The 25744-nt window shown below is 67.6% G+C and carries 28 protein-coding genes; 15 read left to right on the top strand and 13 right to left on the bottom strand.

The genetic code is table 11. From position 1 onward, the window contains the following. The 3 genes from H0T81_RS09000 to H0T81_RS08990 form a co-directional block, all read left to right on the top strand. On the top strand, positions 1–845 hold an 845-nt coding region (locus H0T81_RS09000; RefSeq protein WP_294012009.1), incomplete at its 5' end, for an efflux RND transporter periplasmic adaptor subunit. A gap of 26 nt (positions 846–871) precedes the next feature. Next, positions 872–4246 carry an efflux RND transporter permease subunit gene (locus tag H0T81_RS08995; RefSeq protein WP_294012007.1) on the top strand — a complete coding sequence of 1125 codons (3375 nt, stop codon included), beginning with the start codon at positions 872–874 and terminating at the stop codon, positions 4244–4246. 31 nt (positions 4247–4277) lie between these two features. Continuing rightward, a complete protein-coding gene (locus H0T81_RS08990) occupies positions 4278–5534 on the top strand; it encodes a DUF445 domain-containing protein (RefSeq protein WP_294012003.1) in 1257 nt (418 codons plus the stop codon). A 10-nt stretch (positions 5535–5544) separates the two neighbouring features. On the opposite strand, the gene murA is transcribed toward H0T81_RS08990, so the two are convergent. From murA to H0T81_RS08970, 4 genes are all read right to left on the bottom strand, one after another. Then, on the bottom strand, positions 5545–6828 hold the full coding sequence (gene murA / locus H0T81_RS08985; RefSeq protein ID WP_294012001.1) for a UDP-N-acetylglucosamine 1-carboxyvinyltransferase: 1284 nt from the start codon (positions 6826–6828) through the stop codon (positions 5545–5547). 122 nt (positions 6829–6950) lie between these two features. Further along, the gene (gene clpS / locus H0T81_RS08980; protein WP_294012012.1) at positions 6951–7283 is read right to left on the bottom strand and encodes an ATP-dependent Clp protease adapter ClpS; all 333 of its coding nucleotides are present in this window, start codon (positions 7281–7283) and stop codon (positions 6951–6953) included. A gap of 172 nt (positions 7284–7455) precedes the next feature. After that, a complete protein-coding gene (locus tag H0T81_RS08975) occupies positions 7456–8205 on the bottom strand; it encodes a phasin family protein (protein ID WP_294011998.1) in 750 nt (249 codons plus the stop codon). Continuing rightward, positions 8198–8323 (bottom strand): hypothetical protein, encoded by a 126-nt coding sequence (locus tag H0T81_RS08970; RefSeq protein ID WP_294011995.1) that lies wholly within the window; start codon positions 8321–8323, stop codon positions 8198–8200. The genes H0T81_RS08975 and H0T81_RS08970 overlap by 8 nt, the downstream gene beginning before the upstream one ends. A gap of 24 nt (positions 8324–8347) precedes the next feature. Between H0T81_RS08970 and gmk the strand changes: the two genes are divergently transcribed. Then, on the top strand, positions 8348–9004 hold the full coding sequence (gmk, locus tag H0T81_RS08965) for a guanylate kinase (RefSeq protein WP_294011992.1): 657 nt from the start codon (positions 8348–8350) through the stop codon (positions 9002–9004). On the opposite strand, the gene H0T81_RS08960 is transcribed toward gmk, so the two are convergent. From H0T81_RS08960 to H0T81_RS08935, 6 genes are read right to left on the bottom strand one after another with little or no spacing between them, the layout of a single operon-like run. After that, entirely contained in the window at positions 9001–9696 is a 696-nt protein-coding gene (locus H0T81_RS08960; protein ID WP_294011990.1) for an ATP12 family protein, read from the bottom strand. The genes gmk and H0T81_RS08960 overlap by 4 nt on opposite strands. After that, positions 9693–9917 carry a hypothetical protein gene (locus H0T81_RS08955; protein ID WP_294011988.1) on the bottom strand — a complete coding sequence of 75 codons (225 nt, stop codon included), beginning with the start codon at positions 9915–9917 and terminating at the stop codon, positions 9693–9695. The genes H0T81_RS08960 and H0T81_RS08955 overlap by 4 nt, the downstream gene beginning before the upstream one ends. Continuing rightward, positions 9910–10584, bottom strand: a complete 675-nt coding sequence (locus H0T81_RS08950; RefSeq protein ID WP_294011986.1) for an HAD-IA family hydrolase — start codon at positions 10582–10584, stop codon at positions 9910–9912. Before H0T81_RS08950 ends, H0T81_RS08955 begins: the two co-directional genes overlap by 8 nt. After that, positions 10581–11708 (bottom strand): RluA family pseudouridine synthase, encoded by a 1128-nt coding sequence (locus tag H0T81_RS08945; RefSeq protein ID WP_294011984.1) that lies wholly within the window; start codon positions 11706–11708, stop codon positions 10581–10583. The genes H0T81_RS08950 and H0T81_RS08945 overlap by 4 nt, the downstream gene beginning before the upstream one ends. Positions 11709–11719: 11 nt before the next feature. Then, positions 11720–12115, bottom strand: a complete 396-nt coding sequence (locus H0T81_RS08940) for a ribose-phosphate pyrophosphokinase (protein ID WP_294011982.1) — start codon at positions 12113–12115, stop codon at positions 11720–11722. A 2-nt stretch (positions 12116–12117) separates the two neighbouring features. Next, complete coding sequence (locus H0T81_RS08935; protein WP_294011981.1) at positions 12118–12750, bottom strand: DUF4893 domain-containing protein; 633 nt, start codon at positions 12748–12750, stop codon at positions 12118–12120. A 173-nt stretch (positions 12751–12923) separates the two neighbouring features. Between H0T81_RS08935 and rarD the strand changes: the two genes are divergently transcribed. From rarD to H0T81_RS08915, 4 genes are read left to right on the top strand one after another with little or no spacing between them, the layout of a single operon-like run. Further along, positions 12924–13841, top strand: coding sequence for an EamA family transporter RarD (rarD, locus tag H0T81_RS08930; RefSeq protein ID WP_294011979.1), 918 nt, complete (start codon positions 12924–12926; stop codon positions 13839–13841). A 35-nt stretch (positions 13842–13876) separates the two neighbouring features. Further along, positions 13877–14299: a hypothetical protein gene (locus tag H0T81_RS08925; protein WP_294011975.1), complete on the top strand. Its 423-nt coding sequence runs from the start codon at positions 13877–13879 to the stop codon at positions 14297–14299. Positions 14300–14316: 17 nt separating this feature from the next. Then, positions 14317–14538 (top strand): hypothetical protein, encoded by a 222-nt coding sequence (locus H0T81_RS08920; RefSeq protein WP_294011972.1) that lies wholly within the window; start codon positions 14317–14319, stop codon positions 14536–14538. Then, positions 14535–15131, top strand: coding sequence for a YdeI/OmpD-associated family protein (locus tag H0T81_RS08915; RefSeq protein WP_294011969.1), 597 nt, complete (start codon positions 14535–14537; stop codon positions 15129–15131). The genes H0T81_RS08920 and H0T81_RS08915 overlap by 4 nt, the downstream gene beginning before the upstream one ends. Here H0T81_RS08915 and H0T81_RS08910 read toward each other — a convergent pair whose 3' ends face one another. The 3 genes from H0T81_RS08910 to H0T81_RS08900 are packed head-to-tail and all read right to left on the bottom strand — an operon-like array spanning position 15132 to position 18784. Beyond that, positions 15132–15566 carry a GNAT family N-acetyltransferase gene (locus H0T81_RS08910; protein ID WP_294011965.1) on the bottom strand — a complete coding sequence of 145 codons (435 nt, stop codon included), beginning with the start codon at positions 15564–15566 and terminating at the stop codon, positions 15132–15134. A gap of 1 nt (position 15567) precedes the next feature. Further along, positions 15568–17421, bottom strand: a complete 1854-nt coding sequence (phaC, locus tag H0T81_RS08905; RefSeq protein WP_294011962.1) for a class I poly(R)-hydroxyalkanoic acid synthase — start codon at positions 17419–17421, stop codon at positions 15568–15570. Positions 17422–17479: 58 nt separating this feature from the next. Next, on the bottom strand, positions 17480–18784 hold the full coding sequence (locus H0T81_RS08900) for a sensor domain-containing diguanylate cyclase (RefSeq protein WP_294011959.1): 1305 nt from the start codon (positions 18782–18784) through the stop codon (positions 17480–17482). Between the two features lie 170 nt (positions 18785–18954). On the opposite strand from H0T81_RS08900, the gene H0T81_RS08895 reads away from it, so the two are divergent. The 7 genes from H0T81_RS08895 to recJ form a co-directional block, all read left to right on the top strand. Beyond that, on the top strand, positions 18955–20133 hold the full coding sequence (locus H0T81_RS08895; protein ID WP_294011956.1) for an LL-diaminopimelate aminotransferase: 1179 nt from the start codon (positions 18955–18957) through the stop codon (positions 20131–20133). Positions 20134–20186: 53 nt separating this feature from the next. Beyond that, on the top strand, positions 20187–20777 hold the full coding sequence (locus tag H0T81_RS08890) for a DUF308 domain-containing protein (RefSeq protein WP_294011954.1): 591 nt from the start codon (positions 20187–20189) through the stop codon (positions 20775–20777). Next, on the top strand, positions 20777–21256 hold the full coding sequence (locus H0T81_RS08885; protein WP_294011952.1) for a DUF2721 domain-containing protein: 480 nt from the start codon (positions 20777–20779) through the stop codon (positions 21254–21256). Before H0T81_RS08890 ends, H0T81_RS08885 begins: the two co-directional genes overlap by 1 nt. Positions 21257–21334: 78 nt before the next feature. Then, positions 21335–22321, top strand: coding sequence for a class II fructose-bisphosphatase (glpX, locus tag H0T81_RS08880; protein ID WP_294011949.1), 987 nt, complete (start codon positions 21335–21337; stop codon positions 22319–22321). Next, positions 22318–22815, top strand: a complete 498-nt coding sequence (locus H0T81_RS08875) for a PH domain-containing protein (protein WP_294011946.1) — start codon at positions 22318–22320, stop codon at positions 22813–22815. The genes glpX and H0T81_RS08875 overlap by 4 nt, the downstream gene beginning before the upstream one ends. Next, positions 22812–24296: a PH domain-containing protein gene (locus tag H0T81_RS08870; RefSeq protein WP_294011943.1), complete on the top strand. Its 1485-nt coding sequence runs from the start codon at positions 22812–22814 to the stop codon at positions 24294–24296. The genes H0T81_RS08875 and H0T81_RS08870 overlap by 4 nt, the downstream gene beginning before the upstream one ends. Further along, positions 24293–25744, top strand: a 1452-nt coding sequence (gene recJ, locus H0T81_RS08865; RefSeq protein WP_294011941.1) for a single-stranded-DNA-specific exonuclease RecJ, incomplete at its 3' end; no start/stop codon positions are given. The genes H0T81_RS08870 and recJ, both read left to right, overlap by 4 nt.

Raw genomic sequence — 25744 nt, 5'->3', positions numbered from 1 at the left:
GCACATGGGTGCGCCAGGGGCAGACCCTCGCCGCGATCGACCGCTCGGTCCAGAGCCAGGAAGCGGCCCAGCTTGCCGCCAACGTCCAGGTCGCGAGGGCCGATGCGGCACTTGCCCAGAACGAGCTCGACCGGGCGCAGGCGCTGGTCGCGCGCGGCTTCGTCTCCAAGGCGGACCTCGACCGCAAGCGCGCAGCCCGCGACGCCGCGGCGGCCCGGGTGCGCGTCGCCCAGGCGCAATTCGGTGCGACTCGGGCTCGCGTCGGCCGGCTCGACATCCGGGCTCCGACCAGTGGCCTGGTGCTCGCGCGCAACGTCGAGGTCGGTCAGGTCGTCGGGCCGGGTGCGGGCGCCTTGTTCCGCCTCGCCGCCCGCGGCGAGATGGAAATTCGCGCGCAGATACCGCAACAGGACATTGCTTATGTCCGCGTTGGAATGCCGGCCAGCGTCAGTCCGATCGGGCTCGACCGGAGCTTCTCGGGCTCGGTGTGGCAGGTGTCGCCGGTGATCGACCCGCAGTCGCGCCAGGGCGAGGTGAGAATTGCCGTCCCTTACGACACGGCGATCCGGCCGGGTGGATTCGCCGAGGCCCGGATCGGAGCCGGCGGGAGCACCGCTCCGCTGCTTCCGCAAAGCGCGGTCCTCAGCGATGAAAAGGGCAATTACGTCTACATCGTCAACGCCAAAAACGAGGTCGAACGGCGCGACGTCCGGATCGGCTCGGTCGACGATTTGGGCGTCACGATCATCGAGGGACTGAGCGGCCAGGAAGCGGTCGTGCTGTCGGCGGGTCCGTTCCTCAACCCCGGGCAAAAGGTTTCGCCGAAGCGGCAGGCCGCTCGCTGACGAGAATTGAGAAGAGCTAGAGTTCGATGAATTTCCGCAACATCTCGTCCTGGTGCATCCGCAACCCGGTTCCGCCGATCGTGCTGTTCATCGGGCTGCTGCTGGCCGGCATCGTTTCGTTCACGAACATGCAGGTCAACAACAACCCGGACATCGACTTCCCGGCGGTCAACGTCAGCGTCTCGCAGCCCGGAGCGGCGCCCAGCGAGATGGAAATGCAGGTCACGCAGCGGATCGAGACCGCCATCCGCGGCGTCAACGGCGTAGAGGAGATCAACAGCTCGATCCGCGAGGGCAACAGCAACACCTTCGTCATGTTCGAGATCGGCACGCCGTCCGACCGGGCGGTCAACGATGTTCGCAATGCCATCGCCCAGGTGCGCTCCGATCTGCCGGACGGAATTCTGGAGCCGCAGGTGACTCGCGAAGACATCGCCGGTGACCCGATCCTGTTCGTGGCCGCGGAAACCACCGACATGAGCCTGGAAGAGCTCAGCTGGTACGTCGATAACAATGTCAGCAAGCGGCTGCTCGGCGTCGAGGGCGTCGCCGCCGTCTCCCGCGAGGGCGGAGTCGACCGTCAGATCCGGGTGATCCTCGACCCGATCGCTCTCCAGGCGCAGGGAATCACCGCGGCGCAGGTCAACGCCCAGCTTCGCCAGACCAATCTCAACGCCGCCGGCGGCCGGGCCGAGATCGCCGGTTCCGAGCAGTCGGTGCGGGTGCTCGGCAACGCTCGCGACGCGTTCGACCTTTCGCAAATCCAAATCGTCGTCCCAGGCGGGCGCACCGTCCGGCTGGCCGACCTCGGCGAGGTCAAGGACGCCTATTCCGAGCAGCGCACCATCGCCAAGATGAACGGGCGGCAGGTGATCAGCTTCAACGTGCAGCGCTCCAAGGGATCGTCGGAAGTGACGACCTACGACGCGGCGTGGGAGGAGCTGCGCAAGATCGAGAAGGAGAATCCACGGATCCGATTCCTCGAGATCTTCAACCAGGTCGACTACACAAAAGCGCAATACGAGTCCGCCATGGAGGCGCTGTGGTTAGGCGCCATCCTCGCGGTCTTCGTCGTCTTCCTGTTCCTGCGCGATTTGCGAGCGACCCTCATTTCGGCGTTCGCAATCCCGCTGTCGGCGATTCCGGCCTTCTGGTTCATGAGCATGCTCGGGATCAACCTCAACTTCATGTCGACGATGGCACTGAGCCTGGTCGCCGGGGTCCTCGTCGACGACGCGATCGTCGAGATCGAGAACATCGTGCGACACATGCGGATGGGCAAATCCGCCTACCAGGCATCGATGGACGCCGCCGACGAGATTGGCCTCGCCGTCCTTGCGACCACCATGGCGATCGTCGCGGTGTTCCTGCCGGTGGCGCTGATGCCGGGGATTTCGGGCCAGTTCTTCAAGAGCTTCGGCTACACCGTCGTCATCACCGTGATGATGAGCCTGCTCGTTGCCCGGATGATCACTCCGCTGATGGCCGCTTATTTCCTGCGGGCGAAGGGCATCGAGCCGCACGCTTCGGGCTGGGCGATGTTCAAATATTTGGACCTGCTCAAGTGGAGCATCGACGGCTCCAAGGCGACCGCCATCCGTGCTGCGCTGCCCGCGGTTTCCAGCAAGCTGGCCTACGCAGGCCTTGGTGTCCTGATCGTCGTGATCATCATCGCGGCATTCGGCGCTGGGGCATTTGCAACATTCAAGGCGCTCGCCGGCCTGGGCCTGCCGGTGATCACGACGCTGATCGCGCTTGTCGTAGGCGGATTGGCGGCCTTCGGCGTGGGCAAGCTCATCGGTTGGATTGCGGGTACGACCGGTGGCAATCTGGAAGTCATGGTGCGCCGTTTGAGTGCCTGGGTGCACGATCATCGCATCGTCATGGTCGGGGCCGGCCTGGGTACGCTGGTGATGACCGGCGTCCTGGTCGCGAACCTCGGGATGCAGTTTCAGCCCCCGCTCAATCTCGACTTTTCGCGGGTGCGGATCGGAATGCCGCCCGGAGCGACGCTCGCCCAGACCGCGGCCAAGGTCCAGCAGGCCGCTGAGATCATCGAGAAGGACCCCGACGTCGAGAATGTGTTCCAGCGCGTGTTCGTCGGCGCCGGCTTCCTCAACGTCGTCCTCGATCAGGACCGCGAGAAAACCAGCACCGAGTTCGAGCGCGGCTTGACACCGCAGCTGAGCGCAATCCCCGACGCCCAGGTGAATTTCCTCAGCCAGGGCGGCGGCGGCCCCGGCGGCGCTCCGCGCGATATCATGCTCTACCTCGGCAGCGACAATCCCGAGCTTCTGCTCGCGACCGCCAACAAGCTCGCCGACGAGATGCAGACCTTGCCGGAGCTCGTGGCGCCGCGGGTCCAGGGCGACCTGGTCCGGCCCGAGATCACCATCAAGCCGCGCTTCGACCTGGCCGCCGATCTTGGCGTCACGACGCAGGCACTGAGCCAGACGATCCGTATCGCGACCTTGGGCGACATTGCGCAGAACAGCGCCAAGTTCTCGCTCGCCGACCGGCAGGTGCCCATCACCGTGTCGCTGTCGGAGAACAGCCGGCGCGACCTGGCGACGCTCGAGAACCTTCCGGTGCCGACCAGCAGCGGAGGCTCGGTGCCGCTCAAGGCCGTGGCCGAGATCGGCTTCGGATCGGGGCCGACGACTGTCCAGCGGACCAATCAGATCCGCCGCATCCTGGTCGGTGCGGACTTGGCTCCAGGCCTGGTCGCCAGCGATGCCTGGACCAAGATCAATAATCTGCCGACCTTGAAAAACCTCCCGCAGGGGGTCGGCAAGCTCAACCTCGGTGACCAGAAATGGCAGGCGGAGCTGATCTATTACTTCCTGATCGCGCTCGGATCCGGCGTGTTGCTGGTGTTCGCGGTGCTGGTGCTGCTCTACCGCCGGTTCCTCGCTCCATTCGTGAACATGGGCTCGCTCCTGCTCGCGCCTTTGGGCGCCGCCATCGGGCTGTTCATTGCCGGTCAGCCATTGTCGCTCCCGGTGCTGATCGGCGTGCTGATGCTGTTCGGGATCGTCGCCAAGAATTCGATCCTGCTGGTCGATTTCGCGGTCGAGATGATGGACCACGGGATGCCCAAGAACGAAGCGATCTACGAAGCCGGGCACAAAAGAGCCCAGCCGATCGTGATGACCACGGTGGCGATGGTCGCCGGCATGATGCCGATCGCCTTGTCGCTTTCGGGGGATGGCAGTTGGCGAGCGCCGATGGGCGTGACCGTGATCGGCGGCCTGATCTTCTCGACCATCCTGACGCTGTTGCTCGTCCCGGCCTATTTCTCGCTCGCGATCGACGTCGAGAAATGGATCGCCGCCAAGTTCCACCGGCTGGTCGGCGAAGAGGCGACCCGGCGGCCGCCGGAGCCCGTACCCGCGGAGTGATTTCGCTCAGTCGGCCCGCTATGGCGGTGTGATGACGTCCACCGCGCTCGCCCGCTTCAACCCTGCGCAACCGGGCGCGGCCGGGATGAAGGCCGCCGCAACCGGCCTGCTGGTGGCGATGGCGGCGCTATTCGCCGTCACTCGAATCTACGAGCCGCGCTATCCGGCGCTGGGCTGGGTCAAGGCGTTCGCCGAGGCGGCGATGGTCGGCGGCCTCGCCGATTGGTTCGCGGTCACCGCCTTGTTTCGCCACCCGCTCGGCCTGCCGATCCCGCACACCGCGATCATCCCGCGCAACAAGGACCGCATCGGCGAGGCGCTGGCTTCGTTCCTGCGCGAGAATTTCCTGATCGCCTCGGTGGTCGCTCGTCGCATGCGGCACATCGATATTGCCGGCGCAGCCGGGAGATTCCTGCGCGCCCCCGAAGGCGAGGGCACCCGCATACGGCACGGTGCGTCGCGGCTGATCGCCGACATCTTCGAAGGGCTCGACGACGAGCGACTCGGCGGCATCGTCAAGAGCGCGATCTCGTCGCGGATCCGGTCGATGGAAATCTCTCCACTGCTCGGACACGCGCTCGCCTCGGCGATCAACGAGGACCGCCACGTGCCGATGCTCGAAGCGGCGATCCGCTGGACCGCTCGGACGCTCGACGCGAACGAGGGCCTGATCCGCGATATGGTCCACAATCGCGCGAACTGGATTCTCAAGCTCGCCGGTCTCGACACCAAGCTCGCCGACGCGATCGTCGACGGGCTTCGCAAGCTGACGGTCGAGATGTCGACCGACCCGGCCCACCCGGTCCGCCGCAAGATCGAGGAAGCGCTCGCCCAGCTGGCCAATGACCTCCAGACCAACCCCGAGACACGCGAGCGGGTCGAAGCGATGAAGGAGGAGCTGCTCGCCAACCAGTCGGTGAGCCTGTGGCTCGACACCCTGTGGCAGAAGGGACGCGAGGCGATCATTCGAGCCGCTCGCAACCCGGATGCCGCGCTGGCCGGCAAGCTGGGCGAGGTGCTGAAGTCGATGGGCACCACGCTCGAGGGCGATCTCAGGATCCGGGCGGCGATCAATCAGTTCGCGCGCCGCGCCGTCGCCGGGCTGGCCGCGAGCTACGGCACCTCGATCGTCAAGCTGGTGTCGGAAACCATCCGCGGCTGGGATGCGCGGACCATCACCGCACGGCTCGAAAGCGCGGTTGGCCGCGACCTCCAGTACATCCGCATCAATGGAACGCTGGTCGGCGGGCTGGTCGGGGTGACCCTGCACGCCTTGGACATGCTTTAGGCGCCACGCTCTAGCCGCTGCTTCTCCGCTCGATCGCCGCTCCGACCGCGGACAATTTCTCCTCGAGCCGCTCGTAGCCCCTGTCTAGGTGGTAGACCCGCAGGACCTCGGTCTCGGCCTCCGCGGCGAGGCCGGCGAGGACCAGGCTCATCGAAGCTCGAAGGTCGGTCGCCATGACGCTTGCACCGGTCAGCTTCTCGACCCCGTGGACCAGCGCCGAGCGGCCGCGGATCTCGACGTCGGCGCCCATCCGCCGCAGCTCCGGGACGTGCATGTAGCGGTTCTCGAAGATCGTCTCCTCGAGGAAACTGTCGCCCTCGGCGAGGCTGAGCATGGCCATGAACTGCGCCTGCATGTCGGTCGCGAAGCCCGGGAACGGCGCGGTCGTCAGCGCCAGCGGCTTCAGCTTGCCGTCGGCGGTGACCTTGACCCCGTGGTCGTTGAACTCGACCATCAATCCGGCGTGGCACAGCGCGTTGACGATCGAGCACATGTCGCCTGGGCGGGCGCCCACCAGCTCGATGCAGCCGCCGGTGATTCCGGCGGCGCAGGCGTAGCTGCCGGCCTCGATCCGGTCGGGCATCACATCATAGGTGGCGCCGTGCAGCCCCTCGACTCCCTCGACGATCAGGTGGCTTGAGCCGATGCCCTCGATCCTGGCGCCCATCGCGACGAGCAGGTTGCACAGGTCGGCGATCTCGGGCTCGCGAGCGGCGTTGAACAATTGCGAACGGCCGCGGGCGAGGACCGCCGCCATCAGCGCATTCTCCGTCGCTCCGACCGACACCACCGGAAAGCTGTAGTCGCCGCCTGCAAGCCGGCCCTTGGGCGCGGTCGCCTTGACGTATCCGGCGGCGAGCTCGATCTCCGCTCCGAGGCATTCGAGCGCCTGCAGATGGAGGTCGATCGGGCGGTCGCCGATCGCGCAGCCGCCGGGCAGCGACACGGTCGCTTCGCCGGCCCTCGCCAGCATCGGTCCCAGCACCAGGATCGACGCGCGCATCTTGCGGACCATGTCGTAGGGCGCGACCGTCGAGGCGATGTCGGCGGCGTGGAGAGTCATCCGGCGGCCGTATTCGCCGCGCCGGACGCCCTCGACCATGGTCGAGACGCCGAGCTGGTTGAGCAAATGGCCGAAGCTGTCGACGTCGGCGAGCCGCGGCAGGTTGCCGAGGGTCAGCTTGTCTTCGGTCAGCAGCGCGCAGGGCAGCAGCGCCAGCGCGGCGTTCTTGGCGCCCGAAATCGGGATCTTTCCCTCGAGGCGCTTGCCGCCCTGGATCCAGATGCTGTCCACCGGCGCGCTTTAGCGGACGCGGGTGGACTGTAAATCCTCCCCGGGACCGGGAGGTGGCAGTCCGCAGGACTGACGGAGGGGGCCCGGAGCGAGACGACGCCCCCTCCCCGTTCCGGGGAGGATCAGGCCTTCTCCAGCGTGCACTGGAGCGGGTGCTGGTTCTCGCGCGCGAAGTCGATCACCTGGGAGACCTTGGTTTCGGCGACCTCATAGGTGAACACTCCGCACACCGCGACGCCCTGCTGGTGGACCTGGAGCATCACCCGGGTCGCATCCTCGATGCTCATCGAGAAGAAGCGCTGCAGGACGAGGACGACGAACTCCATCGGAGTGTAGTCGTCGTTGAGCATCAAGACCTTGTAGTTGGACGGCTTCTTGGTCCGAGTCCGGGTCCGGGTCGCGACTCCGGTCTCGATATCGTCGAGTCCGTCGCCCTGCCCAGGCTCATTCGCCATGATCGTCCAACGCATGCTCATGTGGAACCGTAAATATGGCAAGCGTTCAACCCTCGGCAAGGCGCAACCGGCGCCGCTGGCAATGATTTAAAGGAGCGCGCCGATGAAAAGAAAGGCGGCCGCCCTGGGGAGAGCGGCCGCCGGCGTTACCTGACGTTAGGAGGGGAGAGGGTCAGGCAACGAGATTGTTGATACGCTCGGCATTGGCCGTGGCGCGGTTCGACAGCGGCTGGAATGCCTGGCCGGCCAGCTTGACCATCGATTCGGTCAGGCGCGAGCTCTCGGCGACCATGCGGTCGAACGAAGTCTTGGCGATTTCGCTCTGGAGCTGCACGAACTCGGTCGGCGACTTGGCCTCGGCGAGCGAGCGGATCGCATCAGCGGTCTGCTCGGCGCCGTCGCGGCTGCGGGCAACCGCGTCCTGGCCGATCGAGCGCGCGCCCTCGGTGGCGACGCGAGTCGCCTCGACGACCGCCTCGACGTTGGCGCGGGCGATGTCGGCCAGCTCCTGGCCGACCTTCTGCGAACGCTTGGCCGCTTCCTGGCTGCGCTCGCCGGCATCGGCGAACAGCGACTGGAACGGGGTTGCGCCGGTGAAGGCGCCAAAGCCCGGGAAAGCGGTGTTGGGAGTGAAGTTCATGTCTTGAATCCTCTGGGTGGAAGCGGCCGCGGCGGGCTTGCGCGCAGCGGCGGTCCGAGCGGTGCGAGAAGTGCGGGCCTTCGAGCGGCTGGCCTTGCGGGCCATTGCCGGCGCGGCTTTGCGCGAAGCGCGCTTGGTGCGGCGCTTGCTCGCGGCACGCGCGCGCTTGGCCGTCTTGGCGGTCTCGGTGGCCACTGTTTCGACGGTGGCGGCGACCGCCTTGGCAACCTTGGCCGGAGCCTCGGCGGCGGCGTCAGCCTGGATCTTGTTCTGGTCAACCATGGTTTTCAATTCCTCTTGATTTGTTGCATTGCACAATAAGCATTGCAATGCGGCATTTCAAGCGGAAAATGGTGCAGCGCACCATTTCGTCGCGAACATCCCACAGCTTGACGGCCACGGCTCCGGCGAAGCAAGAGCGGCCATGGACCTGCCGATCGACGAACAATCGGGCCGCCGCCGCCGCGGCCTCCTGATCGTCCTCTCCTCCCCGTCGGGCGCCGGCAAGTCGACCATCTCGCGATTGCTGCTCGAGGCCGACCCGCAGATCACCATGTCGGTCAGCGCGACGACGCGGCCCAAACGGCCGGGCGAGCGCAATGACGTCGATTATCATTTCGTCGACGATGCGGAGTTCGACGCGATGATCGCCGCCGGCGACTTTGTCGAGTGGGCCTACGTGTTCGGATACCGGTACGGCACTCCCAAAGCGCCGGTGAAAGCGGCGCTGCGCGACGGCCGCGACATCCTGTTCGACATCGACTGGCAGGGCGCGAGGCAGCTCGAACCCGATTTTGGCGAGCACCTCGTCACGATCTTCTTGCTGCCACCCTCAATGGAGGAGCTCGAACGGCGGTTGCACGCGCGCGGCACCGATTCGCAAGACGTGATCGCCGAGCGAATGTTGCGCGCGGCCGACGAGATCGATCACTGGGCCGAGTATCAATATGTGATGGTCAACCGCGACATGGACGAATGCCTGAAGCGGGTCCGGGCGATCGTCGTCGCCGAACGGTCAAAAAGGGTGCGGCAAACCGATTTGCATCCGTTCGTACGCGATCTGATCGGCCCCCAGCACTAGGTCTCCAGCAATTCCAGGAAGCGCGCGGCAACGAGGAAGTCGCGCCCCCTGCTTGCAAGCGCGGCCTCGGCCTCGGAATCCGCTCCCCATTTTTCGATCTGCCAGCGCTCGTCGATGCTGGTCGCCTCCCACGCCTCATCGGGCGTCAGTGCCCCTTCGAGCACCGCCAGCGCGGCGACCAGCGACCCGCCGATGGTGACCAGCGGCGACAGGCCGGCGAGGCGGAACGCGTCGAGAGCGGCGACTTCATGCGCAAGCCGCTCGACGGTCGGCTGCGGCTGGGCGACGTGGACGATGCCGGCGGTGACGGCGAAGTCGACGTCGAAGCGCCGCCGCGCCCAGCCGAGCAGCGCGTCCCAGCTTCGCTGCTGGCGAGCGACGAGCGTTTGCGGCCCCTCGGCGCGATAGCAGGCGAGATCCGCCTCGGCGTAGCGGGCGAGGCCCGAGGCGAACGCGGCGCGGTCTTCGGCGACCCGGTCGGTGGCCGCGTTGGCCAGGCCCGTCAGCGGCATCGCCCGCGGGTCGACCGTCTCCCCGGCCGACGCCCATTCCTCGGCGATGGCCCGGGCCAGCCGCTCGGTAGGGACGACCACCGCCGAGCGGCCCGGAGTCCGAAGCGGCCGCTCATCGAGCCGAACTTCCCAGCCGCCCTTGACCGCAACCGCTTCTGCACTCTTCCAGAACCGCTTCAACGGCGGTCCTCACGGTCCCAATGCTTTTTCAGAAGCCTGGGGGCGAACACCGCGTCGATGGCGCCGATGATGGCGATGATGGCGCCCAATGCCGGCCAGCCGCCCTCGCGGACCAGATCGCTGTAGGCGATGGCGACTCCGGCGAAGAAGATCACGGCCCCCGACAGCCGCGCCATCATGAAGATCAGGAAGCGGCGGCGCCAGAGCGCGTCGTCAGCCATAGAGCTTGTCTCTGCCGCTCGGCAGCAGGCCGACGACGTCGCTCGGCTGCATCGCGACGGCGATCGCTCCGGCGGCGAGCAGTTCGCGCTCGTCATGATAGCCCCAGCCGGCGCCGATCCCGGTCGCGCCGGCCGCGCGCGCCATGCCCATGTCGTAGGACGTGTCGCCGATCACCACCGTCATCTCCGGCGAGGCGCCGGCGTCGGCCATCGCCTGCAGCGCCATCGACGGGTGCGGCTTGGACGGGTGCCGGTCGGCGGTCTGAAGCGAGACGAAGCGGGCGGCCAGGCTGTGGCAGTCGAGGCAATGGCCGAGGCCGCGGTCCGACTTGCCGGTGGCGACCGCCAGCAGCCAGCCGTCCGCCTCGAGCGCATCGAGCAGCTCGGCGATACCGTCGAACAACGGCTCCTCGACCCGCCCCTCCAGCCGAGCCTGGAGGAATTTCGCCTTGTAGGTTGCGGTCAGAAGCGCGTGCTCGTCGCGGCTCGCCGCCGGGACCAGCGACTGCATCGCTTCATCGAGGCTGAGGCCGATCACCCGGCGGCAGTCGCGCGGCGGCGGCGCCACGAGCCCATGCTGCTCGAATGTCTCCTTGACCGCCGCGTATATGGTCGCGCCGCTGTCGACGAGCGTCCCGTCGCAATCGAAGATCGCCAGGCGGTTCACCGCCGCCTTCCCCGGGTCTGCGAGCCCCGCGCCCGCCGCTCGCCCTTGCGCTCGCGCCGCCGCGCCTTGGCCGCCGCGGCCGCTCGCCGCTCCTTGATTTCGGGGCTCCGCGCCGGGTCCGGCCGGTCTAGCGGCAGCATGTCGCCGGCCAGCGGCTCGAAGCCCAGGGTTGCGAGACTCTCGGCGAAGTGCGGCGGCAGCTCGGCGGTGACGTCGATGACCCCGCCGTCGAGCGAGTCGATCCGGATTCGGCGCGCGTGGAGGTGCAGCTTGCGGCTGATGCCGCCGGTCAGGAAGGCTTCGGCACCGCCGTATTTTGCATCGCCGATGATCGGGTGGCCGATCGCCGCCATGTGCGCGCGCAACTGGTGGGTGCGGCCGGTCAGCGGCTGCAGCTCGATCCAGGCGGCGCGGTTGCCGGCGCGGTCGATCAGCCGCCAGCGGGTCTTCGCCGCAAGCCCGCTCTCCGGCTCGACGTGCATCTTCTCGCCGCCGGTGCCGGGCTGCTTGGCCAGCGGCAGGTCGATCAGCCCCTCCTCGAGCGAGGGAACGCCGACCACCAGCGCCCAATAGACCTTGCGCGCGGTGCGACCGGAAAAAGCCTTGGCGAAATGGCCGGCCGCGCGCGCGGTCCGGGCGACCAGCAGCGCGCCGGACGTGTCCTTGTCGAGCCGGTGCACAAGCTTGGGGCGCGCGCCGGCATCGTCGGCCAGCCCATCGAGGAGCCGGTCGAGATGGTGGTGGGTCTTGGTGCCGCCCTGCGTCGCCAGCCCCGGCGGCTTGGCGAGGACGAACGCGTGGCGATCCTCGTGGATCACCATCTCGCGCACCAGCTCGGCTTCATCGGGAGTCAGCGGCTCGACCAGGCGCTGCGCGCGGGGCGAGCGCGCCGGGGCGGTTTCGGGCGGCGGCACCCGGATCTGCTGGCCCGCCTCGATTCGGTCGCCCGGCACCGCGCGCTTGCCGTCAAGGCGCAGCTGGCCGGTGCGAGCCCAGCGCGAGACGATGTTGAAGCTGATCTCGGGCAGATGGCGCTTGAACCAGCGATCGAGGCGAATGCCGTCGTCGTCCTCGCCGACCGTGAAGGTCCGCGCCTTCGCCTCGCTGATTGTGGCATCGCCCATGGGCGCGGCGCTTAGCTTCTGCTCCCCCAATAGTCGAACGCTCGAGCGTGCAGCTGGGCAATGAATCGCTTCGCCTCCGGCCCCTCCCACAGGCCATCATAATCATTGCTCGACGCGCCGCCGGCGACCCACCAGCCCTGCCCCGGCAGCCCGTCGGACTGGCGCACCACCAACACCGCGAGTTCCGGCTCGCCGAGCTCCGCCGTTTCCTGGTCGACCGTGGCCAGCACGGCGCACAAGGCGCGCATCTTGGGCCGGGTGAATTCGTGGCCGAGGCGGTTCAGCAACTCGGAATAAGTGATCGGCTCGCCGGCTTTCGCGGCCGCGACCAGGTGCGCTCGAACTTCGACCGGATCGGCAAGCGCTCCGGCGATGATGTGGGCCGGTCGGCGAGCCGTCCGCGCCATGTTCATTTGGGTTGGTCGGTCACCGGAGTCAGCTCGAACACGTCGAGCTTCGACGTCCCCTGAGGCCATGGGATCACCAGCCGCCAGCGGAACGGGCCGATCCGCTCGAGCACTCCGGCCATGTCGCGCTTGGGATCCTCGCCGTACGCGAGCGGCTGCTGCTCGGTGCCGAGCGCGAGGCTGCCGAGGAAGATCAGGCGGTCGGGCCGGTCGTCCTCCCACAAGCGCCCGGCCGGCCGCTGGCTGCCGGTCTGCTTGACGATCGTCAGCAGCTCGTCCTCGACCTCGACGTAGCAGAAGAACGGCTTGAACCGCTCGAACGCGAGCCCTTTTTGGGTCGCCTTGCCGAGCTTGATCAGGCGGCAGTTGTAGCTTCCCGGGGTCGGCGCCGGCCGCGGCAGAGCGCCGCGCGGCTCGAGCAGATTGCCTTCCCCGCGAATCTCGCCCGCAAACCCCCGCCGGGCGTCGGCGAGGGCCGATTGCCAGGCAAGGCCGATGCGGGCGATCCGCGATTCATCGGCCGCCGTGGCAACCTCCGTCCAGGCCTCCGATTTCAGCGGCGGCTCGGCGACCACCGTCGCTCCCGGCCTCGGCTCGACGGGTTTGGGTTTCAGGGTGCCGCATCCCGACGTCATGGCGACAAGTGCGCTCAGGCAGGCAAGGCGCAGCAAGGCGGGACGCAAACGCAGGACACGGTCCTTTCACCACACTCGAGATTACAAGTGGCAGGCCGGGGCTGCGGTTTCAACCAACGCGGTGTTGAGCACGAGCTTTCACTTCGCGCTCAGCGCCGCTAGGCGCGCGTCGAATGAACGCCACAGCTGCTTTGGCCCCACCGCGCGGGGAGGTCCGCCGCGGCTTCCTGTTCGGAGTGGCCGCCTACGGGCTGTGGGGCGTGCTGCCGATCTATTTCAAGGCGATCGCCGCCGTCGCCGCGGTCGACATCGTCGCTCACCGGGTCCTGTGGTCGCTACCGTTTCTCGCGCTGCTGCTGTTCTTCGGGAGTGGCTGGAGCGATGTCCGGCAAGCGATCCGCCGCCACCGGACCCTGCTTCTGCTGCTGTGCACGGCGGTGCTGATCGCCATCAACTGGCTGCTGTACGTCTATGCGGTGACCAGCGGCCACATCCTGGCCGGAAGCCTGGGCTATTATCTGAACCCGCTGGTCAATGTCGTGCTCGGGCGGTTCATTCTCAAGGAGCGCCTGTCGTGGCTGCAATGGGCGGCGGTGGCGATCGCCGCGGCCGGCATATTGGCGCTGGTCGGCGGAGCGCTCGACCAATTGTGGATCAGCCTGACGCTGGCCGCCACGTTCGCGACCTACGGGCTGCTGCGCAAGATCGCCAGGGTCGAGCCGGTTGCCGGCCTGGCGATCGAGACGGCGCTGTGGTTTCCGGTGGCGCTTGCCTGGCTTGCGTGGCGCTATTCCGCCGGCGCTCCGAGCTTTGGATCGACCCAGAGCGAAGGCGCGCTGCTGCTTCTGGCCGGAGTGGTTTCGACCATTCCCCTTTTGCTGTTCACCGGCGCCGCTCGGCGGCTGCCTTACTCGACCCTCGGGATGCTCCAGTTCCTCGCCCCGACGCTGCAGTTCCTGCTCGCGGTGCTGCTCTATGGCGAAGCGTTCACCCGCGCCCACGCGATCGCCTTTGGAGCGATCTGGACCGCGCTGGCGCTGTACATGGTGGCGCTGATCCGTGCGCCGCGCGAGCCAGCGCCGCCGGAATAGGGAACCGCCGGCAGTCCTCTCGCATTGCTAGGTGCATGAAACTGCTGATTCTCGCTTCCGCTCTGTCGCTTGCCTCGTGCGCGGCGGTGCCGCCGCCGCCGCCGCAGGGCCCCGTGGGATCGATGGAGTGCGGAATCATCGGCTCGAGCGACTGGGCGGCGTGGGTCAACGCGATGCCCGGGCCCAACGCGCGCCCCACCCTGATCGTCACCGGCAAGGTGACGGTGCCGACCGGCGGCTACCGCTTCCAATGGCGCGACATGCGCGTGATGGAGAGCTACCCGGTCCAGGTCGCGGTCGAGCTCGACGCGATCCCGCCGGCGGGAGGCGCGACCGAGGCGGTCGTCACCCACGACGTCCGCGGCCAGTGGCCGATCGACCCGCCAGTCGGATCGCTGAGCGTGCGCTGCGGCGACATGGTCCTGACTCGGATCGCGCCTGTGGAAACCGCGCATTAGCTGCTAGAGTACTTTCCATGCTCAATCTCGCCTCGCTCATCATCGGCATCGTCGCACTCATTTTCGCGGTGATCGCCTTCCTGCCATTGCTCGGCTGGGCCAACTGGCTGATCATCCCGCTGGCCCTGATCGGAGCCGCCGTCGGAATGGCTTCGAGCAGCAACTCGGGGCGCAACCTCAACCTGTTCGTGGTCGTCGTCGGAGTGCTCCGGCTGATGCTTGGTGGCGGAATCCTGTGAGCCGCGACCCTCGGGTCGACGCCTATATTGCCCGCGCGCAGCCGTTCGCGCGGCCGATCCTGGAGCATGTGCGGGAGCGGGTTCACGTTGTCGTCCCGAAGGTCGAGGAGACGCTGAAGTGGAGCTCCCCGTCGTTCACGCTCGACGGCAAGATCCTGCTGATGATGGCCGCCTTCAAGGCGCATGCGGCGCTGAATTTCTGGCGCGGGCAGGAGGTTCGCGGCGAGAAGGCCGACGCCGGCGCGATGGGCCAGTTCGGAAAGCTCGCGTCGGTCGAGGACCTGCCGCCGGACAGCGAGCTCGACGCGCTGATCCGCAAGGCCGCCGAGCTGACCGCTTCCGCTCCAGCCCCGCGCAAGGCGAAGCACGCGCCCAAACCGCCGCCGGAGCTTCATCCCGAGTTCGCAGCCGCAATGAAGGCGGCTCCCAAGGCCAAGGCGACGCTCGACAGCTTCCCGCCCGGCGCTCAGCGCGAATATCTCGACTGGATCGCGGAGGCCAAGCAGGATGCAACGCGCCAGAAACGCATCGCCACTGCGGTCGAATGGCTGAGTGAAGGCAAGCGCCGTCATTGGAAATACCAGGACTGCTAGCTAACGCGACATCCTGAGTGCCGGCCCGAACCGGGTGTCGGCCGCGCCCTCGACGGTAAAGCCGCACCTTTCGTAGAAGTCTTTGGCCGCCGGGTTCGCGACGACCGTCATCAGGCTGAGGCCGCGGTGCCGGGCGTCGTGGACGGCTTGCGCGACCAGCGTCGAGCCGATGCCGCGCCGCCACAGGTCCGGTTCGACGAACAGCCCGTCGAGCTCGGCGATGCCGTCGCGCTCCAGGACGACCGCAAAGCCGGCGATCCGGCCGTCGATCTCGGAGACCAGGACCTCGCCGCGCTCGATCTGCTCCGCGGGAAGGACGATCGCGTCGGCCTGGGCGAGCAAGGCGTCGCGATACTCGCCGAGCTCCAGCGACGCGCGGCGCTGCAGGTCCTCAAGCAGGGCAAGCTCCTCGATCCGTGCAAGGCGCAAGAGCAAGCTAGCGCTCCCTGACGTAGCGTCCCGGCGCGTTCTCGATCGCCTTGAGCTTGCCCTTGCCGGGGACTCGGGCGCCGCTGGCCTTGACCGTCCTGGGGTCCTGCTTCTTCAGCCAGGCGATCCAGTCGGGCCACCAGCTGCCGTGGTGCTCGGTCGCGCCCTCGATGAAGGAATCGAGCGTGTCGCACGGCTGCTCGTTGACCCAATATTGGTACTTGCCGGCCGCGGGCGGGTTGACGACGCCGGCGATGTGGCCCGAGCCGGCGAGCACGAAGCGCTTGTCGCCCTTGAACTGCTGCATGATCTTCCACACGCTCTGCGGCGGAGCGATATGGTCTTCGCGCCCGGCCTGGATGTAGGTCGGGGTGCTCACCTTGCCGAGGTCGATCGGAGTGCCCGCGACGGCAATCCCGCCACACTCGACCAGTTTGTTCCCGCGATACAGCGTGTCGAGGTAATTGCGGTGCCAGCCGGCCGGCAGATTGGTGGTGTCGCTGTTCCAGTGCAGCAGATCGAACGGCGGCGGCTCGTCGCCCAGCAGGTAATTGTTGACGACATAGTTCCAGATCAGGTCGCGGCCGCGCAGCAGGTTGAAGGTCGCGGCCATGTAGCGGCCGTCGAGGTAGCCCTTCTCGGTGGTCAACTGCTGGAGCAGGCCCATCGTCTCGTCGCCGAGGAACAGCTTCAAATCGCCCGCCTCGGCGAAATCAACCTGGGCGGTGAAGAAGGTCGCCGACTTGACTTTCGACTGCTGTTTCCTGGCGTGCAGAAAAGCGAGCGTGGCCGCGAGCGTGGTGCCGGCGACGCAATAGCCGATCGCGTGGACGCTCTTCACATCGAGCAGGTCGCGGATGGTGTCGATCGCGTCGATCTGGCCCTTCAGCACATAGTCGTCGAGGGTCGCGTCGGCGATGCTCTCGTCGGCCGATTTCCAGCTGACCATGAACAGCGACACGCCCTGGTCGACGCACCATCGGACGAAGCTTTTCTCGGGCGTCAGGTCGAGGATGTAGAAGCGGTTGATCCACGGCGGGAACACCACCAGCGGCACCTCCAGCACCTCCTCGGTGGTCGGGGTGTATTGGATCAACTGGTACAGCGGCGTTTCGTGGATCACCTTGCCGGGCGTGGTGGCGAGGTTCCTGCCGACCTCGAACGCTCCGGGCTTGCTCTGAGTCACCTGCCCGGCGGCGATGTCCTTGAGCATGTTGGCGAGGCCCTTGAGCAGATTCTCGCCGCGCGTTTCGATGGTCCTCTTGAGGACTTGCGGGTTGGTCAGAGCAAAGTTCGACGGGCTCATCGCGTCGACGAAGTTGCGGACCGCGAACTTGAGCTTGTGCCGGGTTGCCTCGTCAACGCCCTCGATCTCGTCGACCGAGCCCAGCATCCGGTCCGACAGAGCAAGGTAGGTCTGGCGGATGGTGTCGAACAGCGGGTTCTCGCGCCACTCGGGCGCGGCGAAGCGCCGGTCCTTCGCCTCGGCCTTCGAACCCGGGTCGACTCCAAGCATCTTGCCCCATGCCTCAAGCCCTTGCGCCCAGGCCTGCGCGCCCGCGCTCATCAGCGCCATCGGGTCGACCGGTGCCGCCGCTCCCGTCGGCGCTCCGGGACCCGATTCACCGGACGAGCCGGCAAGCCCCGGCATTCCGAAATCGAAGGCGCTCGGACCGCTTGTTCCGGGCATTCCAGGCATCCCGGGCATCGCGCTCCAGCCCTTGAAGGGCTCGCCTTTCTCGAGGCTGTCGGCCCAGGCCTGCATCAGCATCTGCTGGGCGCGGCCCATCACCAGCGTCCAGTGCTGCCAGTCCTCGAGGCTCGGGATCCCGGTCGGGCCGCTCGTCGTGTCGTCGCTCATGGCGCTTCCCTTACTCGCCCTTGCGGCCGAAGCGAAGCTCCGCACCTCGCAAGACGGGTCATGCGGCCTTGGCGGCACTCTTTCGATCGACGACGGGCTGCGCCTCGGGCCGCCCGGCGACCGCAACGCGGTTGCGGCCTTCCGTTTTCGCTCGATACAAAGCGGCGTCCGCATCGGCGAGCGCATCGATCCCTCTCGGCGAGGTATCGGGAATGGTGGCGACACCGAACGACGCCGTGATCCGGGCATCGTGGTTTTCGGACAACCGCTCGATCCGCGCACGAAGGATTTCGGCTTTGGCCAGCGCCTCGATCGTTCCACAGTCGGGCAACAGCACCACCAGCTCTTCGCCACCGTATCGACAGGCGACATCGCAAGGCCGGATGGCGCCGGCGATCGTGGCGCTGACTTCGCACAGCACTGCATCGCCCTCGGCGTGCCCAAGATCGTCGTTGAGCGTCTTGAAATGATCCAGATCGATCATCACGACCGACAACGGGCTTTGATTGCGCTCGGCGAGGTTGGAATAGCGTTCGAGCACATCTTCCATGTAGCGGCGGTTGTAGAGGCCGGTCAGCGGGTCGCGCAGCGCCTGGGTGCGCAGCTTCTCGCGCAAGGCGATGTTGGCAAGCGCGAGGGACATCGCGTCGGCCAGCGCCTCGGCGACCGGCGTCGCCGCCGAAAGGCGTTGTTCGGCATCGGGATCGCCGGAATGAATGCTGAGCAGCCCGTAAACTTCCCCTCGGGCCATCATCGGAATCTCCAGCGCCACCGAGCTCTGATCATGATGCTCGCAGCGCAACGCCTCGGTAACAGCGAGATTCAAATGCGGCTTCCCGCGCTTGATCGCCCAGCATTGCGACGGAGATATGCGGCCCAGCGGTGGACCGTCGTCGGGCCTGCCCCAGCTGCTGGAGAGCTCGAGGCGGTCGCCCGAATTGTTGAACACGTACAAGGCCCCTCCGAGACCGGGCATCAATTTGGCGGCGGTCGCGCGGACCACGGAATTGGCATCCGCATAGCCGAGCGCGCTCTGCAATATGTCGGTCATCTCAAACAGCGCCTCGACCTGAATTCGAGCTTTGTGCGCGAACTCCGTCGCCCGCCGGCGGCTTGCCATCTCGTTCAACGCCAGCGGGCCGGCCCGAGCGATGGCGCCTATGATCAGGATTTCGACGACCATTTCAGCCCAAGAAAAGACAGACAGATAATATCTGTCCGCGACCACGTGATCGAGGATCTCCAGAATCAGCATGAGCAGCGACATGACGCCGACAAAAAGCGCCGCGTAATAGACCTGGCGGTCCGGCGCTCGGCCGGACGGACGCGCCTCATGGGCTTTGGTGAAGCGGCTATGTTTCATGGGCGCTTATGCCAAAATGAACGGGCAGCCCTTAGAAACCGTGTCGGAAACAGCCATTTTGGACCCAGTGGCATGATGGATATGAACGCTGCCCCGGACTGACGCCGGGAGACGGCAATCCAGCGCGCTACTGGATTGCTTCGTCGCGGCGCTCCCCGCAATGACAAATCATGGATAGTGAATTCTACCGCATCCGCCGCCTCCCGCCGTACGTGTTCGCCGAGGTCAACGCGATGAAGGCGGCGGCGCGCGCCCGCGGCGAGGACGTGGTCGACCTCGGCATGGGCAATCCCGACGGAGCCCCGCCCAGGCACGTCATCGACAAGCTCGCCGAGGTTGCCGCCAAGCCCAACGCTCACCGTTACTCGGCGAGCCGCGGCATCCCCGGCCTCAGGAAAGCGCAGGCGGCCTATTACCAGCGCCGCTTCGGGGTGAGCCTCGATCCCGACAGCGAGGTCATCGTCACGCTCGGCAGCAAGGAGGGCCTCGCCAATCTCGCCCAGGCGATCACCGCGCCGGGTGACGTCGTGCTCGCGCCCAACCCGAGCTATCCGATCCACAGTTTTGGCTTCATCATCGCCGGCGCCGCGATCCGTTCGATCCCGGCGGCGCCGGGCGACGATTTCTTCGAGCGGCTGCGGCTGGCGATGCGGTTCACCGTGCCGCGGCCCAAGGTGCTGGTGATCGGCTACCCGTCCAACCCGACCGCCTATGTCGCCGACCTCGCCTTCTACGAGCGGCTGGTCGCGTTTGCCCGCGAGCATGAGCTGATCGTCATCTCCGACCTCGCCTATGCCGAAATCTACTTCGGCGACGTGCCGACCCCGTCGATCCTCCAGGTCGAAGGCGCCAGGGAGGTCGCGGTCGAGTTCACGTCGATGTCCAAGACCTATTCGATGGCCGGCTGGCGGATCGGCTTCGCGGTCGGCAACGCGCGGCTGATCGAGGCGCTGGCCCGGGTCAAGTCGTACCTCGACTATGGCGCCTTCACCCCGGTCCAGGCGGCGGCGACGGCGGCGCTCAACGGACCGCAGGACATCGTCGCCACCAACCGGGCGCTCTACAAGAAGCGCCGCGACGTGCTGGTCGAGTGCTTCGGGCGCGCCGGCTGGGAGATTCCCGTGCCGCAGGCGTCGATGTTCGCCTGGGCACCGATCCCGGACCAGTTCCTTAAGCTCGGATCGATGGAGTTCGCCAAGCGGCTGCTCACCGAGGCCCATGTCGCGGTCGCGCCCGGCGTCGGCTTCGGCGAGGAAGGCGAAGGCTTCGTCCGGATCGCGCTGGTCGAGAACGAGCAGCGGCTGCGTCAGGCGGCGCGCGGAGTGAAGAAGATGCTGGCCGGAGCCTAGCCGCCGTCACCTGCGTTTTGGGCCGAGGCGATGGAGTCTGCTAAGTGGGAGTCATGACCGCATCCACCTTGTCCGCACTGCCCGACCGCGACCGGGCGAGGCTGATCGGCGCGGCCGGCATTCTGATCATCCTGCTCGGCGCCGGGGCGGCGCTGCTGCCGCTCCTCGACCGCGTCGCCGGCGCGCGCGTCGTCGGCGCGCTGCTGCTCGCGGCGGGAGTGATCGAGATCCTCGCCGGGTCGCTTCGGCGCGAAACCCGGATTCCGGCGATGCTCGCCGGCGGAATCACCACCCTGGCCGGGCTCATGTTCGTCCTCACTTCGACCGAGCGGTTCGTCCCGACCGTGACGATCGTCACTGCCTGGTTGCTCGTCCGAAGCCTGGTCCTGATGGTCGCCAGCCGGCTGGCCGGAGGCTCGGTTCGGACCTGGATCACCTTGTCCGCGGCGACCGACTTCGTCCTTGGAGTGGTGTTGCTCGCCGGCATTTCGATCGCCACGCTGGTGGTCACTCTGTTCGGCCCGACCCCGGCCCTGGTTGCGACCTTTGCCTGGGTGCTGGCCTTGAGTTTCGCCGTCACCGGGTTCCTGCTGCTGGAGATCGCGAGCTGCGAGCGCGACGCGGCCGACAACACCGCCACCTAGTGCTCCCAACCCTCCCCACGCCCGACACCCCGGTCAGCGAGGTCGCCGAGATCATCCAGCTCGCGGTGGCGCCGGTGTTCCTGCTCGCCGGCATCGGCGCGTTCCTGAACGTCTGCGCCTCGCGGCTCGCGCGAATCGTCGACCGCGCCCGAAGCATCGAACCCCGGCTGCTCGGTTCGCGCGGCGCCGAGCACGACCGGCTGCAGGGGGAAATCCGCATTCTCGACCGCCGCATGGCCTTGGTCAGCCGGGCGATCTGGCTGTCGGTGTTTTCCGCCGTCCTGACCTGCGCGGTGGTCGTCCTGCTGTTTGCCGGCAGCCTGCTGGACGCGGAGTTCGGGACCAGCATCGCGCTGCTGTTCATCGTCACGATGATCGCCATCGGGCTGGGCTTTGGGGTGTTCCTGCTCGAAACCCGGGTCGCCTCGCGCGCGGTGCGGATCCGCACCGATATCCTCGAGCATCAGGCGGAAGAATAACCCGCCTCGACCCAAACTCGACAAGGCGCGGCGGCGTGCCTATCCGAGCCGTCGAGCAGCAAGGAGTTTCGAAAGTCCATGAACCGCGCCGGCCCCGCCGCTTCCACCGTGCTCGACCGGGTTTTGGTGCTCGAGATGGTGCGGGTGACCGAGGCCGCGGCGATCGCCGCCTCCAAGCTGATCGGGCGCGGCGATGAAACAGCCGCCGACCAGGCCGCGGTCGAGGCGATGCGGGCGGCGCTCAACGAGCTGCCGATGGACGGAACGGTGGTGATCGGCGAGGGCGAGCGCGACGAAGCGCCGATGCTGTTCATCGGCGAAAAGGTTGGCAGCGCCCAGGGGTCCGGGCCCAGGATCGACATTGCGCTCGACCCACTCGAAGGCACCACGATCACCGCCAAGGCCGGGCCCAACGCGCTTGCCGTCCTCGCCATCGCCGAGCAGGGCTGCCTGTTGAATGCGCCAGACGTCTACATGGAGAAATTGGCGATCGGACCCGGCTATCCGCAGGGCACCATCGACCTCGCGCGCTCCGCCTCGGACAACATCCGCTCCCTCGCCGCGGCCAAGGGGGTCGAGCCGTCCGAGATCATCGCCTGCGTGCTCGACCGGCCGCGCCATTCCGAGCTGATCGCCGAGCTGCGCTCGCTAGGCTGCGGAGTGCGGCTGATCCCCGACGGCGACGTCGCCGGGGTAATCGACACGACCGACCCCGACACCGGCGTCGACGTCTACATGGGCTCGGGCGGAGCGCCCGAAGGCGTGCTCGCCGCGGCCGCCCTGCGCTGCGTCGGCGGCCAGATCCAGGGCCGCCTGTTGTTCCGCAACGACGACGAGGTCGCCCGCGCCCGCCGCTGGGGGATCGACGACCTCGAACGGATTTACGCGCTCGAGGACATGGCCATGGGCGACTGCATCTTCGCCGCGACGGGAGTCACCGACGGCTCGCTGCTCGACGGAGTCCATCGGGGCAAGAACTGCATCACCACCGAGAGCATCGTCATGCGCGCCAGCTCGGGCACCGTCCGCCGGGTCTGCGCCGAGCATCATCGATGGACCGAGTGAACGACACAGACATCGACAATTCCGCCGAGGCCCAGCTGCAGCACGTCGAACCGGGTTACCGCCATGTGCTTCGCCTGCGGCTGCTGGTGCTGTGGCTGCCGTTGTTGGTTGGCGCCCTGATCGCCGACAATGCCGCGCTCGCCGATACTCCGTTCTATCGGCTGGCCACCATCGCCGTGCTGCTGATCGCCATCCCGGTCGTCGTCATCGCCCCGCAGCGGATCTACCGCCGCCTGCGCTACGGCCTGACCGAGCGCCTGCTGCAGGTGGTGCGCGGCTGGCTGTTCCACACCGACACGATCGTCCCGTTCGTCCGGGTCCAGCATCTCGACGTGATCCGCGGCCCGCTCGACAAGCTATTCGGGACTGCAACGCTCGTTGTCCACACCGCCGGCACCCGCAACAGCATCGTCACCGTGCCGGGCCTCGGTCCCGACCGCGCCGCGGAAATCCGCGACATCATCCGCGAGCATATCCGCACGGATTTCGAATGATCTCGGACGACGGAGCGGTCGGCGATCCCGAGCGGCTGCACCCTCTTTTCCTGCTGACGGGTCTTGGCGGCAGCCTGCGGGGGATGGCCGGCGGCTATGCGGCGATCGGTTATCTCGCGGTCTCCGGGCGGCTGCGCACCGCGCTGCTCGCGGCGGTGCTGCTGCTGGCCGGCCTCGCCGGCTGGCTGGTCCTCTACTGGACCCGCTTCGAGTTTCGGGTCGGGACCAGCGAAATCCGCATCGACAGCGGCATCCTCAGCCGAACCCACCGATCGATCCCCCTCGACCGGATCCAGGATGTCGACATCAGCCAGGGTCCGGTCGCCCGGCTGGCCGGAATCGCCAAGGTCAAGTTCGAGACCGGCGGATCGGCGGGAGCGGGCGAAGACGAGGGCGTGCTGCACGCGATCCCGCTCGAACGCGCCGAGCAGCTGCGAACGCTCGTCCGGGCGCGGCGTTCGTCCGGGGGCGCCGCCGTGCCGGTCGAAACCGAAGCCGAGCAGGCGCCGGTGTTCGCGATGCACCTTCGCCGAGTGCTTCTGGCCGGAGTGTTCAATTTCTCGCTCGCCCTGTTCGCCGGCCTGATCGGGGCGACCCAGACGTTCGGTGACGTGCTCGGCTTCGACCCGTTGCGCCGCTCGTTCTGGCTTGGACTGCTCAGTGCCGGCGACCCGATCGCCGACTATATTCTTGCTCATCGCGTCGCCGCGGCGGTCGCCGGGGCGATGCTGCTGGTGCTGATCGGGCTGGCGACGGGGATCGTCCGGACCCTGCTTCGGGAGCACGGCTTCCGCCTCGACCGGACCGAAGTCGGCTTGCGCCGCCGCCGAGGCTTGTTGACCCGGACCGACGTCACCCTTCCGGCGCGGCGCGCACAGGCGGCGATCATCGGCACCGGCCCGCTGCGCGACTCGCTTGGCTGGCGCGACCTCAAGCTGCAGAACCTCGCCAGCGACGAGGGCGGCGGCGGCGACCATGTCCTGGCGCCGCTTGCCCGCGAGGAGGAAGTCGCCGCGGTCCTCGGCGCGCTCGGCTGGCGGCCACTGCCGGCGCGGATCGAATGGCGGCGGGTGTCCCGCGCCTACGTGTGGACGCTGGTCGTCGGCGTCGCCCCATTTTTGCTTCTGAGCGCGCTCGCGACTTTCGAAATGACGACGACTTTCGGCGCCCTCGTCGCCGCAGTGGTGCTTGTCGCGCTGATCATCATCCGCTGGCGGGGGTGGCGGCGCACCTTCTACGCGCTCGACGACGACCGGCTGCTGATCCGCACCGGCTGGTGGCGTCGGCGGACCGTCCTGCTGCCGCTCAAGCGGATCCAGAGCATCGACCTGTTCGAAAGCTTCGTCAGCCGTTGGTTCGGAACCGCCGGACTGGCGTTCGGAGTCGCCGGCGGGAGCGGTTTTTCGGACCATGTGATCCCGGCGCTGCCGCGCGAAACCGCGCGCGCGCTGCGCAAGAGGCTGCTAGTCCTGGAGCCATGAGCTTCGCGTTGAACGTCGAACGATCGATCAGCGGCCAGCCGTGGCGCTGGCGGCGCTGCGGCGAGCCGGGGCTGACGCCGGACGCCCTGATCGACGAACTGTTGCTCGCCCGCGGAGTCGAGCGCTCCGACCTCGCCCGTCATCGCAGCCCGACGATCCGTGATTTCCTGCCCGACCCGTCGTGCTTCCAGGACATGGACAAGGGTGCCCGGCGGCTCGCCGACGCAGTCGAGACGGGCGAGAGCATCGCCATCTTCGGCGACTATGACGTCGACGGAGCGACCAGCGCGGCGCTGCTGGTGCTGCTTCTGCGGCGCCTCGGGGCCGAGCCGATGGTCTACATCCCCGATCGGCTGATGGAAGGCTACGGTCCATCGGGAAAAGCGCTGGTCGAGCTCAAGCAGCGCGGCGCCAGCCTTGCTGTCACCGTCGACTGCGGCGCCCAGGCGTTCGAGGCGCTCGAGGAAGCGAAGGCCGCCGGCCTCGAGGTCATCGTCGTCGACCATCACCAGTGCGCGAGCCTGCTTCCGGTCGCGTTCGCATTGATCAATCCCAACCGCCTCGACGAAAGCGAGCTCGGCGCCACCCACGGCCACGTCGCCGCCGTCGGGATGGCGTTCCTGCTCGGAGTGGCGCTGCTCCGCGAGCTCCGCGGCCGAGGCTTCTTCGTCGGCGACCGGGCCGAACCGAAGATCATCGACCTGCTCGACCTCGTCGCGCTCGGCACCGTCGCCGATGTCGCCCGGCTGAAGTCGCTCAACCGAGCGTTCGTCACGCAGGGCCTCAAGATCATGGCGGCGCGCCGGAATATCGGCCTGTCGGCGCTCGCCGAGGCCGCGCGGCTGGTCAAGCCGCCCAGTTGCCGCGACCTGGGCTTCGCGCTCGGGCCGCGGATCAACGCCGGCGGGCGGGTCGGCAAGTCCGACCTCGGAGTGCGGCTGCTGACCTCGACCGAGCCCGAGGAGGCGCGCGCCATCGCCGCCGAGCTCGATCGGCTGAACGAGGAGCGCCGGGCAATCGAGATGCTGGTTTGCGAGGCTGCCGAGGCGCAGGCGCAGGGACAGGCCGAGGCGCCGGTGATCCTGGTCATGAGCTCCGGCTGGCACCAGGGAGTGATCGGCATCGTCGCCGGCCGCCTCAAGGAGCGCTTCGGACGGCCGGCGATCGTCATCGCCGAGTGCGACGATGGCACCGGCAAGGGCTCGGGCCGGTCGATCAGCGGAGTCGATCTGGGCGCGGCGGTGCTCGCCGCTAAGGAGAGCGGGCTGCTGATCGCCGGCGGCGGCCATGCGATGGCGGCCGGGCTGACTCTCCCGGCGGGCGGGCTCGAGCCGCTGCGCGCGTTCCTCCACGATCGGCTGGCCGCCGATGTCGAGGCGTCGCGAGGCGGGCGCGCGCTGCTGCTCGACGCATTGCTCGCTCCCGGAGGAGTCGCGGCGGCCCTGTGC

The organism is Sphingomonas sp. (genome assembly GCF_013812825.1).
Taxonomy (GTDB): Bacteria; Pseudomonadota; Alphaproteobacteria; order Sphingomonadales; family Sphingomonadaceae; genus Sphingomicrobium.
Note: the sequence above shows the minus strand (reverse complement) of the source record. Positions and strands in the feature narration are given on the sequence as shown.

Excerpts from the sequence above, each read along its gene's own strand:
- H0T81_RS08995 (WP_294012007.1), top strand. The coding sequence starts at position 872 with ATGAATTTCCGCAACATCTCGTCCTGGTGCATCCGCAACCCGGTTCCG.
- H0T81_RS08990 (WP_294012003.1), top strand. The coding sequence starts at position 4,278 with ATGACGTCCACCGCGCTCGCCCGCTTCAACCCTGCGCAACCGGGCGCG.
- H0T81_RS08870 (WP_294011943.1), top strand. The coding sequence starts at position 22,812 with ATGATCTCGGACGACGGAGCGGTCGGCGATCCCGAGCGGCTGCACCCT.
- H0T81_RS08900 (WP_294011959.1), bottom strand. The coding sequence starts at position 18,784 with ATGAAACATAGCCGCTTCACCAAAGCCCATGAGGCGCGTCCGTCCGGC.
- gmk (WP_294011992.1), top strand. The coding sequence starts at position 8,348 with ATGGACCTGCCGATCGACGAACAATCGGGCCGCCGCCGCCGCGGCCTC.
- phaC (WP_294011962.1), bottom strand. The coding sequence starts at position 17,421 with ATGAGCGACGACACGACGAGCGGCCCGACCGGGATCCCGAGCCTCGAG.
- H0T81_RS08920 (WP_294011972.1), top strand. The coding sequence starts at position 14,317 with ATGCTCAATCTCGCCTCGCTCATCATCGGCATCGTCGCACTCATTTTC.
- H0T81_RS08975 (WP_294011998.1), bottom strand. The coding sequence starts at position 8,205 with ATGGTTGACCAGAACAAGATCCAGGCTGACGCCGCCGCCGAGGCTCCG.
- clpS (WP_294012012.1), bottom strand. The coding sequence starts at position 7,283 with ATGGCGAATGAGCCTGGGCAGGGCGACGGACTCGACGATATCGAGACC.
- H0T81_RS08895 (WP_294011956.1), top strand. The coding sequence starts at position 18,955 with ATGGATAGTGAATTCTACCGCATCCGCCGCCTCCCGCCGTACGTGTTC.
- rarD (WP_294011979.1), top strand. The coding sequence starts at position 12,924 with ATGAACGCCACAGCTGCTTTGGCCCCACCGCGCGGGGAGGTCCGCCGC.
- glpX (WP_294011949.1), top strand. The coding sequence starts at position 21,335 with ATGAACCGCGCCGGCCCCGCCGCTTCCACCGTGCTCGACCGGGTTTTG.
- H0T81_RS08955 (WP_294011988.1), bottom strand. The coding sequence starts at position 9,917 with ATGGCTGACGACGCGCTCTGGCGCCGCCGCTTCCTGATCTTCATGATG.
- H0T81_RS08945 (WP_294011984.1), bottom strand. The coding sequence starts at position 11,708 with ATGGGCGATGCCACAATCAGCGAGGCGAAGGCGCGGACCTTCACGGTC.
- H0T81_RS08940 (WP_294011982.1), bottom strand. The coding sequence starts at position 12,115 with ATGGCGCGGACGGCTCGCCGACCGGCCCACATCATCGCCGGAGCGCTT.
- H0T81_RS08890 (WP_294011954.1), top strand. The coding sequence starts at position 20,187 with ATGACCGCATCCACCTTGTCCGCACTGCCCGACCGCGACCGGGCGAGG.
- H0T81_RS08935 (WP_294011981.1), bottom strand. The coding sequence starts at position 12,750 with ATGACGTCGGGATGCGGCACCCTGAAACCCAAACCCGTCGAGCCGAGG.
- H0T81_RS08925 (WP_294011975.1), top strand. The coding sequence starts at position 13,877 with ATGAAACTGCTGATTCTCGCTTCCGCTCTGTCGCTTGCCTCGTGCGCG.